Below are 15,909 nucleotides of genomic sequence, written 5' to 3' on the forward strand. Positions count from 1 at the left end.
ATGGCTTGAATAATAAGTTTAAGCTACTTATAACATTGCATTATCATGCCAAATACATAAGCCTATATTTATCAATAACTTACCTTTAACATCATCTTCCTTGCGTTCGATAACGCACACTTTTTTGTGCGAGTATATTACAATAATTGTGTTGTTTATGCCTGTTGAAAGCAATATGATTAGTACATCGGGGAGCTAAAGCGAACATTAGTATAATGAACTTTTCAAAAACCAACACAACAAACCTCAGGTTTTACTATTTTTGAACTGATGCTTACGCCTACCCAACATACTTTAGACAAACTGGAGAACTTGTTAAAAAGTGCAGGTTACAAAGTGCGCTACGAAAAGGGCAACTTCAAAACTGGCGCCTGTTTGTTGCAAAGCAGCCGGATGATTGTGGTGAACAAATTTTCAAATCTGGAGAGTAAGGTTCAAGCCATAGCCGAATTAATACGGCAGCTGGAAATAGATAACGAACAACTGGACGATAAACAGCTGGCATTTTTACAACAAATTAGAAAAACCGAATTGCAGCTGTGACCATTACTTTTTTAGGAACCGGAACTTCACAGGGAGTACCTGTAATAGCATGCGACTGTGAAGTATGCACATCAACCGATAGGCATGATAAGCGTTTGCGCTCTTCTATCATGATTGAGGAGCAAGACACCAACATAGTTATTGATACGGGGCCCGATTTCCGTTATCAAATGCTGCGTGAGCATGTAATGCACCTGGATGCCGTAGTATTTACTCATGAGCATAAAGACCATATTGGCGGTTTAGATGATATTCGTGCTTTTAACTTCAGGCAGCAAAAGGCTATGGATGTGTATGCTACGCCTCGGGTACAGGAAGCACTAAAACGGGAATATTCTTATATTTTTTCTGAATACAAATATCCCGGCATTCCCGAAATAAACCTGCATACCATAGGTTTAAAGCCTTTTGATATTGGCCAACTGCACTTTATCCCAATTGAAGTATTACATTATAAACTGCCGGTATTAGGTTTCCGTATCCGGAACTTTACTTACATCACAGATGCTAAAACCATCAGCGAGCAAGAAAAAGCCAAAATTAAAGGGAGCAAAATATTAGTTGTAAATGCATTGCAAAAGCAAGCACACATTTCACATTTTACCTTAAGTGAAGCTATTGCGTTTGCACAGGAAATGGGCGCTGAAACTACTTACTTTACTCACATTAGCCACCGCTTGGGTAAACATGCAGAAATATCACAAGAATTGCCACCAGGCATAAAGCTGGCGTATGATGGACTGAAAATTGAATTATAGAATCCGTTCGCTTTGAAAAGCAGCACAATAAAGAAGGCCACTCACTGAATGGCCTTTTTTATTTGCTGCTTTAGAGCTTTCATCGTAAATCAACAACTTCTACTCCGGGATGCTCTTTAGGATTGTAAGTAAACGTACTGCCTGCCACCGAGGCATTAGGCGTAAAACTGCGAATGGTATAAGTATAACGGTTTCCGTTCTTATCAAACAATAACGCACTATAAATTTGTTTTTTCACTTTATCTATTAGCAACCTGATTTTGAAAATACTTTGCTTTTCATCAGTAGGTGTTAACTCAACTACTTGCAAAGCCTTACCAGCTACTTTCTGCTCACCAGTATAAATGTACTTATACCCTTTCTGATACAAGTTAAACAATTGTGAAGGGTTCATAGCATCGGCATGGCCGCTGGCATCATTCACCTGTACCTCTTTGTCTTTAGGCGTATAAGTCCATTGGGTTTTACCATCGCTAATAATTTCCTGAGCCGGAGCTGCTTTACTTCCACCAGGACTAAATATGGTAAGCCGGTATTGGTTAGCCTTTGTTCTGGCCAGTAAAGTACCCGCTTGTGTTTCGTTTACACCCGCTTGCGGATTTTGAACTGCTACGGAAAAATCAGTTTTAACAGCATCGTAAGCCTGATATTTATGACTTACCTCATCTAGTATGGTTTTGGCTTGCTTGTCTTTTTGCGCAAAAGCTGCTGAAGCAGATACGGTTAAAAGCAGGTATGTGAAAATCTTTTTCATGGTTATATATAAAACAGAAAGTTCAATCAGCGATTAAGCCAATTGAACTTTAGAACACTAAACACACCTGATGGTTTAACAAGCTTATTGTTTTTGAAGTGTTTCCAGATGCCGCTCTAAGCTATATTCATCCGGGTACAATACTTCACGTGCTTTACTACCCTCAAACGGACCAACAATGCCAGCTGCTTCCAGTTGGTCAATAATACGCCCAGCACGATTATACCCCAATTTTAATTTTCGCTGAATTAATGAAGTTGACCCCTGTTGATGTAACACAATCAGGCGTGCGGCATCTTCAAACATCGGATCACGATCATTCGGATCAAAATCTTTTGGGGCACTGGCTTCGCCGCCTTCACCAACATATTCAGGCAATAGCATGGCAGTTGAATATCCCCGCTGATTGCCGATGAAATCCGATATTTTCTCTACTTCCGGAGTATCCACAAAGGCACACTGTAAGCGTATTAAATCGCTACCCGTTGACAGCAGCATATCACCACGGCCAATTAACTGATCGGCACCACCTGCATCCAAAATAGTACGAGAGTCAATCTTAGATAACACCCGAAAAGCCAGCCGAGCAGGGAAGTTAGCCTTGATTGTACCGGTAATAATATTTACAGATGGGCGCTGTGTAGCTATAACCAGATGAATACCCACAGCACGTGCCAACTGTGCTAAACGGGCAATTGGCATTTCAACCTCCTTGCCGGCCGTCATCATCAAGTCGGCAAACTCATCCACCACCAATACGATAAATGGTAAAAAGCGATGACCATTTTCAGGGTTCAGCTTCCGATTGATGAACTTAGCATTGTATTCTTTCAGGTTACGTACCTGTGCATCTTTCAGTAAGTCATAACGCTGATCCATTTCAATACACAATGAATTCAGCGTGTTGATTACCTTCTTGGTATCGGTAATGATAGCATCAGCTTCATCGGGCAATTTAGCCAAGAAATGCCTTTCTATTTTACGGAACAGCGTTAACTCCACCTTTTTCGGATCCACCATCACAAACTTAAGTTCGGCAGGATGGCGCTTATACAGCAACGATACCAGAATGGCATTGATCCCAACTGATTTACCCTGACCTGTGGCACCTGCTACGAGTAAGTGCGGCATTTTAGCCAAGTCAGCAATAAAAACCTCATTCGAGATTGTTTTACCTAAAGCAATAGGCAAATCCATTGTGGTATTCTGGAATTTATCTGTAGCCAATACCGAACGCATAGAAACCATTTCAGGCTGTTGGTTCGGTACCTCAATACCAATGGTACCTTTACCTGGCATAGGCGCAATAATACGAATACCTAATGCCGCTAAACTTAAGGCTATATCATCTTCCAGGTTTTTGATTTTGGATATACGTACGCCTGGTGCAGGTATTATTTCATATAAAGTTACCGTTGGGCCAATGGTAGCTTTAATTTTTTCAATTTCAATATTATAATGGTTCAGCGTTTCAACAATCTTATTTTTGTTGGCTTCCAGTTCGGCACTGTTTACCGTTATTTTGTTTGAACCATAATTTTCCAGCAAATCCAGTGTAGGGTATTTGTAGGAGGACAAATCTAATGTAGGGTCGAACGTTCCAAACTGGCTAACCAAATCATTGGCGGTCACTTCACTTGGCTGTTCAATAGCTAGTTCAGGCAATGGTCGGGTATCTTCTACCGTAAGTGGAACTTCATTTTCCAATTCCAGTTCTTCCTCCTCAAGCGGTTCTTCTACTTTAGCCGTTACAGATGGCGTAAGCACAATAGGCTCATGCACCAAAATATTGGTTAATACCGTGTTTGCGGTTACCGAATGTGGAACTACAGGTTCATGCACAATAGTTTCCAGTACTGGCGCTTTAGGTAAGGGCTGCTGCTTCAAGCGTTCGGTTGGAGCAACTGGTGGCGGAGTAACAACAGCATTTTCACGCATGCGGTGGTTAGCACGTGGCCACTCTACAGGTTCTGAAGGTTCATCTTTTTCTAACAGAGCATCTTCTTTTACTACTTCAGGCACAATAGCTGGCTTAACCACCGGTTTAATACGGCGCTCCGGTAATTTAAAGTCGATATTATAAGCTACAATTAAAGCAGTAAGTGCAGCAAACACCAACAAACAGCCAGTACCCGCCTCCCCTATTTGCGCATTCAGTAATCGGGTACTCCAAAAACCAAAGCCACCCTCAATATAATGAGCATAATCGGTTGTAAAGCCGTGTATAAAACCAATAGTTACCGAAGTGAAAATCAATCCAAAAAGTGAGTAGCCTAACAGCTTACCTGTAGGAAATAGCTTTACCTTGAATAACAAGCGATACCCTATTACAAAAAACACTGCTACAAAGAAAAACGAGGCTAAGCCAAACCACTCATACATGAATTGATTGGACATGAGTGCTCCCAATTTACCCAACCAGTTTTCAACAACTGGTACATTAGTACCACTATCGCCTAGTTCCTGCTGAGTTTTAAATAAAGTATGCCATCCTCCGTTTGATTTTAAAATATAGCTCTGGTCAGATTCCCAAGTGAATAAATATGAGGTAAAAGCAATGAGGAAAAAAATAGACAATACCAGACATACTAAGCCGGCCACTTTAATTAACCGACCATCATAAAAATCAAAGGCAGATAGTTTTTCAAATTTTTGTTTCACTAACCGTTCACGATCATTGCGCGAGGCAGCACTCTGTCGTGGGCGATTTTCCTCTTTTACGTTATTTGATTTAAACTGATTTCCTTTTGGCGGCATCTTTATCGACAGTTAATTTCAGATATAAAGTTAGCAACTATAGTTTGCTTTGGCATGATTTTTAATCCAATATTATTTAAATGATTGACTATGGGACGTTTAGAATACTACATTACTACAGAAGATTTAAACAGCTTAAATGCCATGCTGGCTCAAAACCCAATGCTGGCCAAATATGACGATGATACGCAAGTATCACCACTTATGTTGTCATGTGTGTACAAAAAACCTGCTGCAACTTCGCTGCTGTTAAAGTACTTAGATAAGATTGATATCTTTGAGGCTTCTGCTGCTGGTAAATTTGATATGGTAGCTTATCTGGTTTATTCTAATCCTGAATTAGTTAATCAACATAATGACGAAGGCTTTACACCACTAGCTTTAGCCTGTTACTTTGGCCATTATGAAGTAGCTCGTTATCTGGCCTTTAAAGGTGCTGATGTAAACCAAGCACTTGACAATGGTTTAGATATTCACCCAATACATTTAGCTGTTGCTGCTAAACATACAGACATAGTGCATATGTTAATTGAACACAATGTTCAATTAAACGTACAGCAAAGTTCTGGTATTACGCCACTGCATTATGCTGCTAAAAACGGCGATCCTGAAATGCTAGCCATGTTACTGGAAAATGGTGCTGACTTACACATTAAAATGGAAGACGGTTTAACACCTGCCGATTTGGCTCGTGAAAAAGGCTTTGAAGAATTAGCTCAAATTTTAAGTTAATACTTTTTTCGAATCAATCATATAAATACAGAAAGGCTCCTGATTAAATATCAGGAGCCTTTGTTTTTGTAAAGCAGTTCCATTTAAATTGTTAGTAAACGTATTCCTAACCGTAATCTTAAATAAGCACTTTATAGCTTTTAATTTTATCAATCAAATTATAAATTAATGTGTTTCAATATAAATCTTAATGAACAATGAAAGCCGAAAAAATGGTCATGTTAACTGGTAAAGAATACCAGGAAATCAAACAAAGCTTAGAAACACAGTCCTCTTATACATACAACGTAGGTACAGTCAGTCAACCTGAAACCGTAAAAATTACGGATATTTATTTGGATACCGATCCGGAGTTTACCCGTAACCCTAAGCAGTACGCTAAAGTACATGATGATAAATCGGTACAGGTTAGAATTGAATACGAGGCATAGTCAATAATTGCATACATTTTCTACGCAATAATATACACTGAAGCTTTGTTGCGTATTAATGATGGTAGTTTAAAGCTTCGGTTTTTTACACAAAATATGTTACACCTTCAACAAAATAATATACAGATACCAGTATTAGGTTTTGGCACTTATACTTTAACAGGCAACAAGGGTATTGAGGCTACAGAAACAGCTTTACGCATCGGTTATCGGCATTTAGATACAGCCGAGTTTTACAAAAATGAAGCTGAAGTAGGTAAAGGTATGCGCAACAGCAAACTAGACCGGAAAGATATATTTTTAACCACTAAAGTATGGCCAACCAATCTTGACAAAAACAAATTCATACCGGCAGTTGAGGAAAGCTTGCGGCAGCTGAATCAAGAGTATGTAGATTTATTGCTGATTCATTGGCCAGCAGATAATGAAGACACCAACTGTAGTGCTGTAGATTTATTGGCTGAATGCCTGCATAAGCAATATGCCAGACTTATTGGGGTGAGTAATTTTTCAATACCACAATTAGAACAAGCTCAAAAGCAAGCGCCTATAGTATGCAATCAGGTGGAATATCACCCCTATTATTCGCAGAAAGAAATGCTGGACTATGTACAGGAAAATGGATTGTTTTTAACAGCCTATAGCCCTTTAGGGCAAGGTGATATGCTAAATGAACCTGTGTTAAAAAATATAGCTGCCGAATATAACAAAACCGTTAGTCAAGTGGTATTACGCTGGCTCATTCAGCAACCACAAGTAGCGGCTATACCAAAAGCATCTAGCGAAAAGCACCAATTGGAAAACTTGCAGATATTTGATTTTGAACTGCGGGATGAAGACATGGAAAAAATTTCCGGTTTGAAGCATAAAAACAAAAAGTATTGCTAAAACTTACCGCAATGTAAACCGGTGTATAATTTTAAAATAATGATTTGTACGTCGGTTTATATTGTAGTATTTAAGAGCAGATGATTGCAAAAATTACTTTGTACGAAAATACATGCGCGTTGTAAGTTTATGTATTTTTGTATTCTGTTATTTATGAAAAAAGCAACATCCTTTATAGCTCTACTGTTCTTATTAACTTCCTTCCAAGCTTTTTGCCAGACTGATACTGCACAACTGGTAATTAAAGGCCGAATCAACAGTAAGGCTCAGCAAAAAAAGCCTTATGTCATCATGATTTCGATAGATGGTATGCGGTATGATTATGCTGACAAATACCAGGCTAAGCACCTATTAGCATTACGCAAAAGCGGTGTGCAGGCACAATCCATGAAACCGGCTTTTCCATCTATTACTTTTCCGAACCATTATACAATGGTTACCGGTTTATTGCCAGCCCATAATGGCTTAGTAAGCAATCGTTTTTACGACCGGAATTTTAAACAATTCTACTCTTACAAAGGCAAAACTGCTGCCGAAGGCAAATGGTACGGTGGTACTCCGCTATGGGTATTGGCAGAACAGCAACACATGCTTACCGCAAGTTTTTACTGGGTAGGTTCGGAAGCCGATGTTAAAGGCGTGTATCCTACTTACCGCTACCCTTACAATGAAAAGATTGGCATTCACCAGCGTATTAATACTGTAGTTAAATGGTTGAAAATGCCGGCAGAACGCCGCCCGCATCTGATTACTTTTTACTTTCCGGAAGTAGATCATGCCGGACATGAGTATGGGCCCGAAACTGCCGAAACCAAACGGCAGGTTCTCTTTATAGATTCAGCCATCAACGAATTGAACAAAGCCGTAAAAACTACCAAGTTACCCATTAGTTTCGTAGTGGTATCAGATCATGGCATGGCTACTATTGATAATCAGAACGTACTACAAATACCTGCATCTGTAGATACCACGAAGTTCACCATATCAGGAGAAGATATTCTGGTAGAGCTTTATGCTAAAAATCCCAAAGATGCATCAGCCATAAAAGGCACTTACGAAACTATCAAGAAGCAAAAAACCAGCGACTATAATGTATACCTGCGCAGCAATACACCTGCATATTGGCATTATGGACTGAAGGATGACCGGTATAATCGTATAGGCGATATATTATTGGAACCCATTTACCCAAAAGTATTTAAAATTGGTAAAGGAAAAACCAAGCCCGGCGCTCACGGTTTCGACCCTATTAAAGTAAAACAGATGCAAGCCACCTTTTACGCCTGGGGGCCAGCTTTTAAAACGCACTTAACTATACCGACTTTTAAAAACCTGGATATCTATCCTATGGTTAGCCAAGTTTTAGGCTTAAAATACTCCGAAAAACTGGATGGTAGCAAGAATTTAGCTAAGCGTATACTCAAGAAATAAAGTACTCAGCCAGCTCAATTTTTAAAAAGATAAAGTTTTTAGGTAAACTTGAACTTTCCAAAACGCAAGTTACACCTAAAAACTTATCGGCATGGATCAGCATATCTATGAAAATTTACACGCAGAAGGTCTCATTAGTGATGTCTCTTTTGAACGAATAAAGCAGCATCGTCAACATCCACTGTTTTCCATACATTGGGAAGTAAAAACCTTGCTTTACGTGGGTATTATTATGCTCACCAGCGGATCAGGCATACTGATTTATAAGAATATAGACACGATTGGCCATCAAATTATTTTGGCTCTGATAGCACTAATTACTGCCGGATGCTATGCTTACTGCTTTAAACATAAAAAGCCTTTTAGCTTTGCTAAGGTTCAAACACCTAATACATTTTTTGACTACATACTGCTATTGGGTACCCTATGTTTCTTGATATTTTTAGGTTATCTGCAATACCAATATCATGTTTTTGGTAATCAATATGGCTTGGCTACCCTCATCCCTACCCTAGTACTGTTTTATACAGCTTATGCTTTTGATCACATCGGCATCTTGAACATGGCTATTGTTAACTTAGGGCTTTGCTTAGGTGTATCTGTTAACCTAAAACAGTTACTAAGCTATCAAACCTTCAATAGCCAGAGTGTTATTTACACTTATTTGGGTTTCGGCCTACTTATGTTGCTGGCAGCTTGGCTAACACAGAAATACATCCTGAAAAAGCATTTCGCCTTTAGCTACCAGCATTACGGGATACACGTAGGCTTTATTGCTTTAATAGCTAATTACTTCTTTAACTACAATGAAAGCGCATCTGTTATTTGGCTTATTGTTCAAATTGCTTTAGGCATGTATATCTATCAAGATGCTATACAAAACAAATCAGCTTACTTTATACTGCTTAGTGTTTTGTACAGCTATTTTAGTTTGAATTGCTTATTAATTAGAGCGATAATGTGGGTAGCACCTAATGACTTTGTAGGGCTTCTGCTTATGTTTTTTAGTGGCTCGGCAGCAGGTATCATCTATTTATTGGTTTACATCAGCAGAAAAATCAGAGCGTTATGATTATATATAATAAAAACTGGCTAAATAACTTACGCTTGCACCAACAGATTGATGCTGACCAGGCAGCTGATATTCTAACAAGTGATGAAGTTACAGCCATCAAGTCAAAATATCCTGTTGGCTTTTATTCACACGGAATAATCCTTAGAATAGGATTTTTTATTTTAACGATTGTACTGCTAATTTTTGCATGCGGGCTACTAAGCCTGATGGCTTCCGAAGTTCGTATAGTCGAGAGTTTTGGCTGGTTATTGTTTTTAGGCATAGGTACATATGTAGTTCTCGAGTATATAGTTAGAGAAAATAATCATTACCGTTCTGGTGTTGATGATGCTTTGATGTGGGTAGCAGGTGGTTTGTTTACTGGTAGTTTTATCTGGCTTATAGAAACAATAGATACCGCTGGCTACGAAAATTCACATGCTATTGGTATTAGTGTGTTTGTGTTACTTTTAGCAGGGTACTTTACCTTGCGCTTTGCTGATATACTCATGAGCGTAGTAACCAGTGTAGCTTTTCTGTCAGCAGTATTCTTTATCTGGAATAAACTAGGTGCACTAGGTATAGCCACCATACCATTTATTATGATGCTGGCATCTGTTTCAATTTATTTGATTGGAAAACGGTTTAATCGTCATCCCAAAGCTTTATATTATGCCAATTGCTTGATAGCTGTTCAACTGATCGGCTTAGTTACTTTATATCTATCAGGCAACTACTTTATTATTGATCAGCTAGGCAGTCAACTAACCCCAAATACTTCTTTCGAACATGCTCCTGTTAGATTAGGTTGGCTGTTTTGGTTATGGACCATTTTAGTTCCTTTCTTTTACATAGCTATAGGTTTGAGGAAGAAAAACGTGTTATTTTTACGTTTAGGTTTATTACTGGTTGCTGCTACTGTATTTACCGTACGATATTACTATCACATACTACCTACAGAAATGGCACTAATACTTGGAGGTGGTATATTACTTGCGCTGGTGTACGCTGTTGTTCGATATCTAAAAACACCTAAACAAGGTTTTACTTATGCAGAAACGGCTACCCGAAATAAAATGGATCAGTTAAAAGTAGAATCGCTCCTAGTTGCACAAACCACACCGCATACTCCTCATATACCGATTGAACATCCTGATCGTTTTGGTGGCGGCAGTTTTGGTGGAGGTGGCTCCAGCAGTAGTTTTTAATAGCTTATATAAGCGTTTGATTATAAACATGAAAGCCGCAGGTATGTACACCTGCGGCTTTCTTAAAAACGTAGTAGTTGAACGTTTAATTGGCAGCTTCGCCTTCCGCCGTAGGGCGTTTGCCATTCATTTCAATATCACGATCAATTTCTAATATGTCCACGGGTTGTGAGAAATCACCCAGCAACCATTTTACAAAGTAATCAGCTTTTTGCCAGAAGAAGTATTCAGTCATATCTCCATAAGCATGACGCTGGCCGGGTAGCAACACATAATCGAAACGCTTGTTAGCTTTGATGAGTGCATTAACTACCCTAATGGTGTTGGCCGGATTTACGTTATTATCAATATCGCCAGTAGAGAGCATCAGGTGACCTTTCAGGTTTTTAGCTAGATCTTGATTTTTATCGATGTTGTATTTGAAAGTAGTATCTCCTTTAGCAGTGATGACCTCGCTTACACCATGGTGTTTTTCACTCCACCAGCGATTATAAATGCTGTTATCATGATTACCTGATTCAGATACTGCCACTTTAAAGAAATCAGGATAATTTAAGATAGCCGCGGTTGACATAAAACCACCGCCTGAGTGACCGGTGATACCGACCCGTGTCCTATCAATAAACGAATATTTATCAGCCAGTTGCTCAACTACGGCTTTCTTATCAGCCAAACCATAATCGCGCAGGTTACCATAACCAAAGTTATGATACCATTTAGAACGTTCAGGATTACCACCACGGTTACCAACGGTAACCACAATGAAACCTAATTGCGCTAAACGATCAACATTGTTCATGCTGGCTGTAAAAGCAGCATTTACAGCTTCAGTTTGCGGACCTGGATATACATACTCAATGATCGGGTACTTTTTAGTAGGGTCGAAATCAAACGGTTTGTACATTACACCGTATAAATCAGTAATGCCATCATCAGCCTTTACTTTAAACGGCTCAGGGAACTTGTATCCTGACGCCATTAAACCTGATAAATCTGTAGTTTCCAGATCCATTAGCTGATGCCCGGCATTGTCGTACAATATCGATTTTGGAGCAGTATTAACCCTGGATGAGGTATTAATTACATAATGATTATCATCACTTACGCTAGGCACGTCGGTCGCGTTGCCAGCAGTTAATAATTGCAAATGAGAACCATCAAGATTAACCCGGTACAGGTGTTGATAATACGGGTTTTGTCCTGGTTCACGGCCAGAAGCTGTAAAATATAATACGCGGTTTTTGCTGTCTACATTTACAATATCATCGCAGTGGAACGAGCCTGATGTAATTTGATTTTTCAAATTACCGTTATCATCATATAAGTAAAAATGAGCCCAGCCATCGCGCTCAGACCATTCTACCAGTTCTTTACCATCGTTTACTAATCCCGGACGAACAATTTCAACATAGGTGTTTAACCGTTCCTGAACCTGTATTTTTACCTGGTCAGTTTTGATGTTATAGCTGCAAACATCAATCTTTTTCAAATCTCGTCCGGTACGGTAAAAGTAAAACCTGTCGTTAGTACCTAGCCATAGAGATGGACGAAACTCATCATCACGATCTTTTTGTAAAGCTGGTGCTGGCCACATAGATAGATCCTGATCCTTAAATAAAGCTACGTTCAGCTTTTTGGAAGTTTTGGCCGCAAAATCAAACAAGTATAACTCCGTAATTGGGGCTTCTTTTTCGCCAGGCATTTGGTACTTGTAGGTTTCCAGCGTAGGGCGTGGCATAGCAATGCTGTTAATCACCCAAAAGTCTTTCACCTTGCGCTGGTCAGTACGGGTAAGCGCAAAATATTTAGAATTTGGCGACCACATTACACGGGCAGGTCGGCGCTTTTTCATGTTTTTTTCGCGCTCAACATTGGTTTCGTTCATACCACTACCACCATAGCTGTAATTCTCTACCCCATCTTTAGTTAGTTGATGCTCTTCAATAGTTTTATCTTCCTCATCTTTTAAAGCTTTTTTATAATTGGCTTTATCCATCCAATACAAATTGTACTCGCGCGAAAAAATAACAACCGAACTATCGGGTGCAATGGTTGCCCACATAGGTTTAGGCTTTACCTTTTCATAGTTTTTAAGTTCCTGCACCTGTTGAGTTTGCAGGTTATATTGAAAATAAAAGGTTTTCTTTTCTAACGAATCGGCCGCTTTCTTATCCTTACGATCTTTCTTTACCTGATCGAGAGTACTTTTCAGGTCAAACTGGATACTTTTTTCGTCTTTAGTAAACTTCAGATTTTCGATAGGTAAATGTTGCGCATCAAACGGATCTTTTACAATCAGGGTAATAGCAGCAGCTAGTTTGGCATTGTCAAACAAAAGTTTTTTGCTGCGTGATGAAGGGTCAACGGTGTACCATTTTTTGCCATTACTAGTTTCATAAGCATACCAGAAACGATCAGATAATTTCAACCAATGCGGATCAACCGCGGTACTAAAAACCATTTTCCGGATTTTGCCAGGCGAAAACCGGGCGGCTAACTGGTAGTTACCTTTGGCAATGGACTGAGATGAAGTTACTGGTGTTTGAGCATGCGTCTGTAAGTATAACCAAGGCGCAGCCATCAAGAAGTAAAGTTTTTTCATGCAAATCAATTAAGCTAAACTGATGTGAAAAATAATAAAATTTACCTCTATAGCTTTTATTGTAATAAATACATTACGATATTCTCCTATTTACTCATTGCGTAATCATAAACAGCTTTACTAATGCGTGCTATTACCTTTTCACATTGTGTGTTGTTCATATAAGTATCATTAACAAAAACAGCTAATGCTAAATGCTTACCGTTAGGTAGCATAATTATGCCCACATCATTTATTGCAGCAATAAAGCCTTTTGTATTAGTGGCTCCAGTTCCGGTTCGGTGAGCTACGGGTGTACCTGCCGGCAACATCCCTTTTATACGCTTAGCACCGGGCACAGTAGCTAACATGAGTTGCCATAAATAACCATTACTAGCTTCACTTAAAGCAGTACCTTTATCTACTATGCACAGTAATTGAACCATATCTACTGGCCTGCACCAATTAGTGTACTGTGCAGCCCATGAACTCCCCATCTGGCGCTCTGAAGCTTTTAACGAGAACTGCTTGAAGCCTAATTGATGTATGTATTGCTCTACCGGTTTTGTTCCACCTAAAAGCTTCAGTAAAATATCACAGGCATCATTATCACTTAAGGTTACCATATAACTGAGCAAATCAGCTATTGAGACGTCAACGTTACCATCGGGGTATTTGTCCCGAAGCGGACTAAAGGTTTCAGGTAAATCTGCTTTGGTAATATGAATAGTTTGTGTGAGTTTTAATTGACCAACATCTACCTGATGCAACACGGCCATAGCTATAGGTAACTTCATAACACTTTGCATAACTGCATGAGCATTACCGTTGTATGATAGAGTGTCATGATCTTCTATAAGAGCATAAGCCATATACACCTTGCCCTTTGCTAGTTGTTCAAGTTGTTTAATTTGATTGCGCAAGCTATCGGTTTGGGCTTGAGCTGCAATTGTAGATATTGCTAAAAAACTGACTAATGCAACGCGCAAAAAAAATTGGGCAAGGTTTTCCATGCCCAATTATACATATAATACTACAATGCTTGAGTTAATGTAGCTTTACTTCAAGAATGAATAAATAGCCATTACATCCTGATCGCCCAAGCCTTTATCCTGCGCTTGTTTAAAGCTGTCGTAAATCGGTGTACTTAATGGTGTTTGTATGCCTTGTTCTTTAGCCAAGCGCAAATCTTTAGTTAAATGTTTAAGGGCAAAAGCCGCCGGAAATTCCTCTTTCTGTATAGCTGGCGATTTGGTTTTAGTAATACCGCTACCACAAGCCCCTTCATTAACAATGGTTAGCATATCTTCCACCTTCACGCCATTAGCTTGTGCAAACAGTACGGTTTCGGCTAAACCTTGTAAGGTTACACCTAAAAAATAGTTAATAGCTAATTTAGCCGCGCTGCCAGCTCCTACCGGTCCAACCAGCATGCTTAGCTTGCCTAAGGCATCAAACACTGGTTTGGCTTTTTGATAATTTTCTTCTTTACCACCTACCAAGATAATCAACATTCGGTCTTGAGCTGGCTTTACACTGCCTGATACAGGAGCCTCTAAAAATTGCGCTCCTTGCTTTTGGCAGGCTTGCTCTAATATTTTAGAAGTTTCAGGAGACACCGTACTTACGTTGATAAATAGTTTACCGGAAACTTCTCCTGAAAGTAAGCCATTATCACCAGTAAAAATTTCTTTAGCAGCATTATCATCCGACACCATTACCAGCACCATATCATTATCAATTGCCATTTGCTGTAAACTGGCTGCTGAAGTTGCTCCGGCTTCCACTACTTCTTTCTCCTTTTCGCGTGTACGGTTATAAACCGTGACCGGAAAGCCCACCTTCAACAGATTACTTACCATCGGATTACCCATATTGCCTAAGCCAGCCCAGCCTAATTTTAAATTGCTCATAGTTTTAATTCTTGTTTTTAAACCTGGTATGCAGTACTGCATATCAATAGGTAAACAAAGAGAATATTTATAAGTTTAATAACAAGCTAATCTGTAAAATATTGAAAAAAGCTTTACTGCTAACGTGTATTGTGCTACTGTATCATGTAAGTTATGCTCAGCTTACTGAAAATACAGGCTGGCTTTTTCTCAATCATCAGCAAAAACTGAATGAAAAGTTCGATTTCTTGTTTGATGCACAATTACGTTCTGCCAATAACTTCGATTATCTCACTACATTATTGCTACGCGGAGGGCTGAGTTATAATTTCAACAAAAAACATTCGGCTGCTGTAGGGTATGTTTATAAAGGAGATTGGGAACACGATGATATGGGTGAAGTTGCTTATACTTTGGAAAACCGCTTGTTTGAACAGTACCTGTACCAATTCAAAATTAAGCATACAGAATTTCAAATTCGGGCTCGGCTGGAGCAGCGGTTTGTAAAGGAAGAGCAGGTTGATTTTTCACAAAGAGCACGGGCATTTATTAGTATGCAGCTCCCGTTGTTAACAGATAGCGCTTTTACCCGTGGCTGGTTTTTGGGCTTACAGAATGAACTATTCGTGAATGTTCAGCATAATGAACGTGTCAACAACAGCTTTTTTGATCAGAACCGCCCTTACCTATCATTAGGATACCGATTAAGTAAGAAAGCAGACCTGCAACTCGGTTATTTGTATTGGTTGCAGAAAGAAGAAGATGCCACTTACCAGCATAATGTGTTACAAATTACAATTGCTACAAACTTTTAGCACCCGACTCATATGCTTGATAGTTAATAAATTATACCTTTTTGAAACTTACTGCACCCCATCAA

14 protein-coding genes are annotated in these 15,909 nt (G+C 39.2%); 9 read left to right on the forward strand and 5 right to left on the reverse strand.

What is annotated here, in order from left to right; translation table 11 throughout:
* Positions 1-270 precede the first annotated feature (270 nt).
* Positions 271-543, forward strand: coding sequence for a hypothetical protein (locus tag HH214_RS00680; RefSeq protein WP_169605504.1), 273 nt, complete (start codon positions 271-273; stop codon positions 541-543).
* The gene (locus HH214_RS00685; protein WP_169605505.1) at positions 540-1,301 is read left to right on the forward strand and encodes an MBL fold metallo-hydrolase; all 762 of its coding nucleotides are present in this window, start codon (positions 540-542) and stop codon (positions 1,299-1,301) included. The genes HH214_RS00680 and HH214_RS00685 overlap by 4 nt, the downstream gene beginning before the upstream one ends.
* 79 nt (positions 1,302-1,380) lie before the next feature.
* Here HH214_RS00685 and HH214_RS00690 read toward each other — a convergent pair whose 3' ends face one another.
* Complete coding sequence (locus tag HH214_RS00690) at positions 1,381-2,055, reverse strand: LolA family protein (protein WP_169605506.1); 675 nt, start codon at positions 2,053-2,055, stop codon at positions 1,381-1,383.
* Positions 2,056-2,139: 84 nt separating this feature from the next.
* Positions 2,140-4,812, reverse strand: a complete 2,673-nt coding sequence (locus HH214_RS00695) for an FtsK/SpoIIIE family DNA translocase (protein WP_169605507.1) — start codon at positions 4,810-4,812, stop codon at positions 2,140-2,142.
* 90 nt (positions 4,813-4,902) lie between these two features.
* On the opposite strand from HH214_RS00695, the gene HH214_RS00700 reads away from it, so the two are divergent.
* The 6 genes from HH214_RS00700 to HH214_RS00725 all read left to right on the forward strand — a co-directional run bounded on the left by HH214_RS00700 (position 4,903) and on the right by HH214_RS00725 (position 10,556).
* On the forward strand, positions 4,903-5,544 hold the full coding sequence (locus HH214_RS00700; RefSeq protein ID WP_169605508.1) for an ankyrin repeat domain-containing protein: 642 nt from the start codon (positions 4,903-4,905) through the stop codon (positions 5,542-5,544).
* 197 nt (positions 5,545-5,741) lie between these two features.
* Positions 5,742-5,975 carry a hypothetical protein gene (locus HH214_RS00705; protein ID WP_169605509.1) on the forward strand — a complete coding sequence of 78 codons (234 nt, stop codon included), beginning with the start codon at positions 5,742-5,744 and terminating at the stop codon, positions 5,973-5,975.
* Positions 5,976-6,071: 96 nt separating this feature from the next.
* Positions 6,072-6,863, forward strand: coding sequence for an aldo/keto reductase (locus HH214_RS00710; RefSeq protein ID WP_169605510.1), 792 nt, complete (start codon positions 6,072-6,074; stop codon positions 6,861-6,863).
* Between the two features lie 153 nt (positions 6,864-7,016).
* Positions 7,017-8,294 (forward strand): alkaline phosphatase family protein, encoded by a 1,278-nt coding sequence (locus tag HH214_RS00715; RefSeq protein ID WP_169605511.1) that lies wholly within the window; start codon positions 7,017-7,019, stop codon positions 8,292-8,294.
* A 91-nt stretch (positions 8,295-8,385) separates the two neighbouring features.
* Positions 8,386-9,366 carry a DUF2157 domain-containing protein gene (locus tag HH214_RS00720; protein WP_169605512.1) on the forward strand — a complete coding sequence of 327 codons (981 nt, stop codon included), beginning with the start codon at positions 8,386-8,388 and terminating at the stop codon, positions 9,364-9,366.
* The gene (locus tag HH214_RS00725; protein WP_169605513.1) at positions 9,363-10,556 is read left to right on the forward strand and encodes a hypothetical protein; all 1,194 of its coding nucleotides are present in this window, start codon (positions 9,363-9,365) and stop codon (positions 10,554-10,556) included. Before HH214_RS00720 ends, HH214_RS00725 begins: the two co-directional genes overlap by 4 nt.
* Positions 10,557-10,641: 85 nt before the next feature.
* Here HH214_RS00725 and HH214_RS00730 read toward each other — a convergent pair whose 3' ends face one another.
* From HH214_RS00730 to HH214_RS00740, 3 genes are all read right to left on the reverse strand, one after another.
* A complete protein-coding gene (locus tag HH214_RS00730; RefSeq protein ID WP_169605514.1) occupies positions 10,642-13,158 on the reverse strand; it encodes a S9 family peptidase in 2,517 nt (838 codons plus the stop codon).
* 86 nt (positions 13,159-13,244) lie between these two features.
* The gene (gene bla / locus HH214_RS00735) at positions 13,245-14,150 is read right to left on the reverse strand and encodes a class A beta-lactamase (RefSeq protein ID WP_169605515.1); all 906 of its coding nucleotides are present in this window, start codon (positions 14,148-14,150) and stop codon (positions 13,245-13,247) included.
* A 45-nt stretch (positions 14,151-14,195) separates the two neighbouring features.
* Positions 14,196-15,092 carry an NAD(P)-dependent oxidoreductase gene (locus tag HH214_RS00740; RefSeq protein ID WP_256367679.1) on the reverse strand — a complete coding sequence of 299 codons (897 nt, stop codon included), beginning with the start codon at positions 15,090-15,092 and terminating at the stop codon, positions 14,196-14,198.
* A gap of 59 nt (positions 15,093-15,151) precedes the next feature.
* Here HH214_RS00740 and HH214_RS00745 point away from each other — a divergent pair, with 59 nt between their 5' ends.
* Entirely contained in the window at positions 15,152-15,844 is a 693-nt protein-coding gene (locus HH214_RS00745) for a DUF2490 domain-containing protein (protein ID WP_169605517.1), read from the forward strand.
* Positions 15,845-15,909: the final 65 nt, after the last annotated feature.

The organism is Mucilaginibacter robiniae (assembly GCF_012849215.1).
GTDB classification, from domain to species: Bacteria; Bacteroidota; Bacteroidia; order Sphingobacteriales; family Sphingobacteriaceae; genus Mucilaginibacter; species Mucilaginibacter robiniae.

What these genes read in the sequence shown, in the direction of transcription:
- HH214_RS00710 (WP_169605510.1), top strand. Translation starts at nt 6,072, where the DNA reads ATGTTACACCTTCAACAAAATAATATACAGATACCAGTATTAGGTTTT.
- HH214_RS00690 (WP_169605506.1), bottom strand. Translation starts at nt 2,055, where the DNA reads ATGAAAAAGATTTTCACATACCTGCTTTTAACCGTATCTGCTTCAGCA.
- HH214_RS00720 (WP_169605512.1), top strand. Translation starts at nt 8,386, where the DNA reads ATGGATCAGCATATCTATGAAAATTTACACGCAGAAGGTCTCATTAGT.
- HH214_RS00705 (WP_169605509.1), top strand. Translation starts at nt 5,742, where the DNA reads ATGAAAGCCGAAAAAATGGTCATGTTAACTGGTAAAGAATACCAGGAA.
- HH214_RS00695 (WP_169605507.1), bottom strand. Translation starts at nt 4,812, where the DNA reads ATGCCGCCAAAAGGAAATCAGTTTAAATCAAATAACGTAAAAGAGGAA.
- HH214_RS00730 (WP_169605514.1), bottom strand. Translation starts at nt 13,158, where the DNA reads ATGAAAAAACTTTACTTCTTGATGGCTGCGCCTTGGTTATACTTACAG.
- HH214_RS00725 (WP_169605513.1), top strand. Translation starts at nt 9,363, where the DNA reads ATGATTATATATAATAAAAACTGGCTAAATAACTTACGCTTGCACCAA.
- HH214_RS00715 (WP_169605511.1), top strand. Translation starts at nt 7,017, where the DNA reads ATGAAAAAAGCAACATCCTTTATAGCTCTACTGTTCTTATTAACTTCC.
- HH214_RS00740 (WP_256367679.1), bottom strand. Translation starts at nt 15,092, where the DNA reads ATGCAGTACTGCATACCAGGTTTAAAAACAAGAATTAAAACTATGAGC.
- HH214_RS00680 (WP_169605504.1), top strand. Translation starts at nt 271, where the DNA reads ATGCTTACGCCTACCCAACATACTTTAGACAAACTGGAGAACTTGTTA.
- bla (WP_169605515.1), bottom strand. Translation starts at nt 14,150, where the DNA reads ATGGAAAACCTTGCCCAATTTTTTTTGCGCGTTGCATTAGTCAGTTTT.
- HH214_RS00700 (WP_169605508.1), top strand. Translation starts at nt 4,903, where the DNA reads ATGGGACGTTTAGAATACTACATTACTACAGAAGATTTAAACAGCTTA.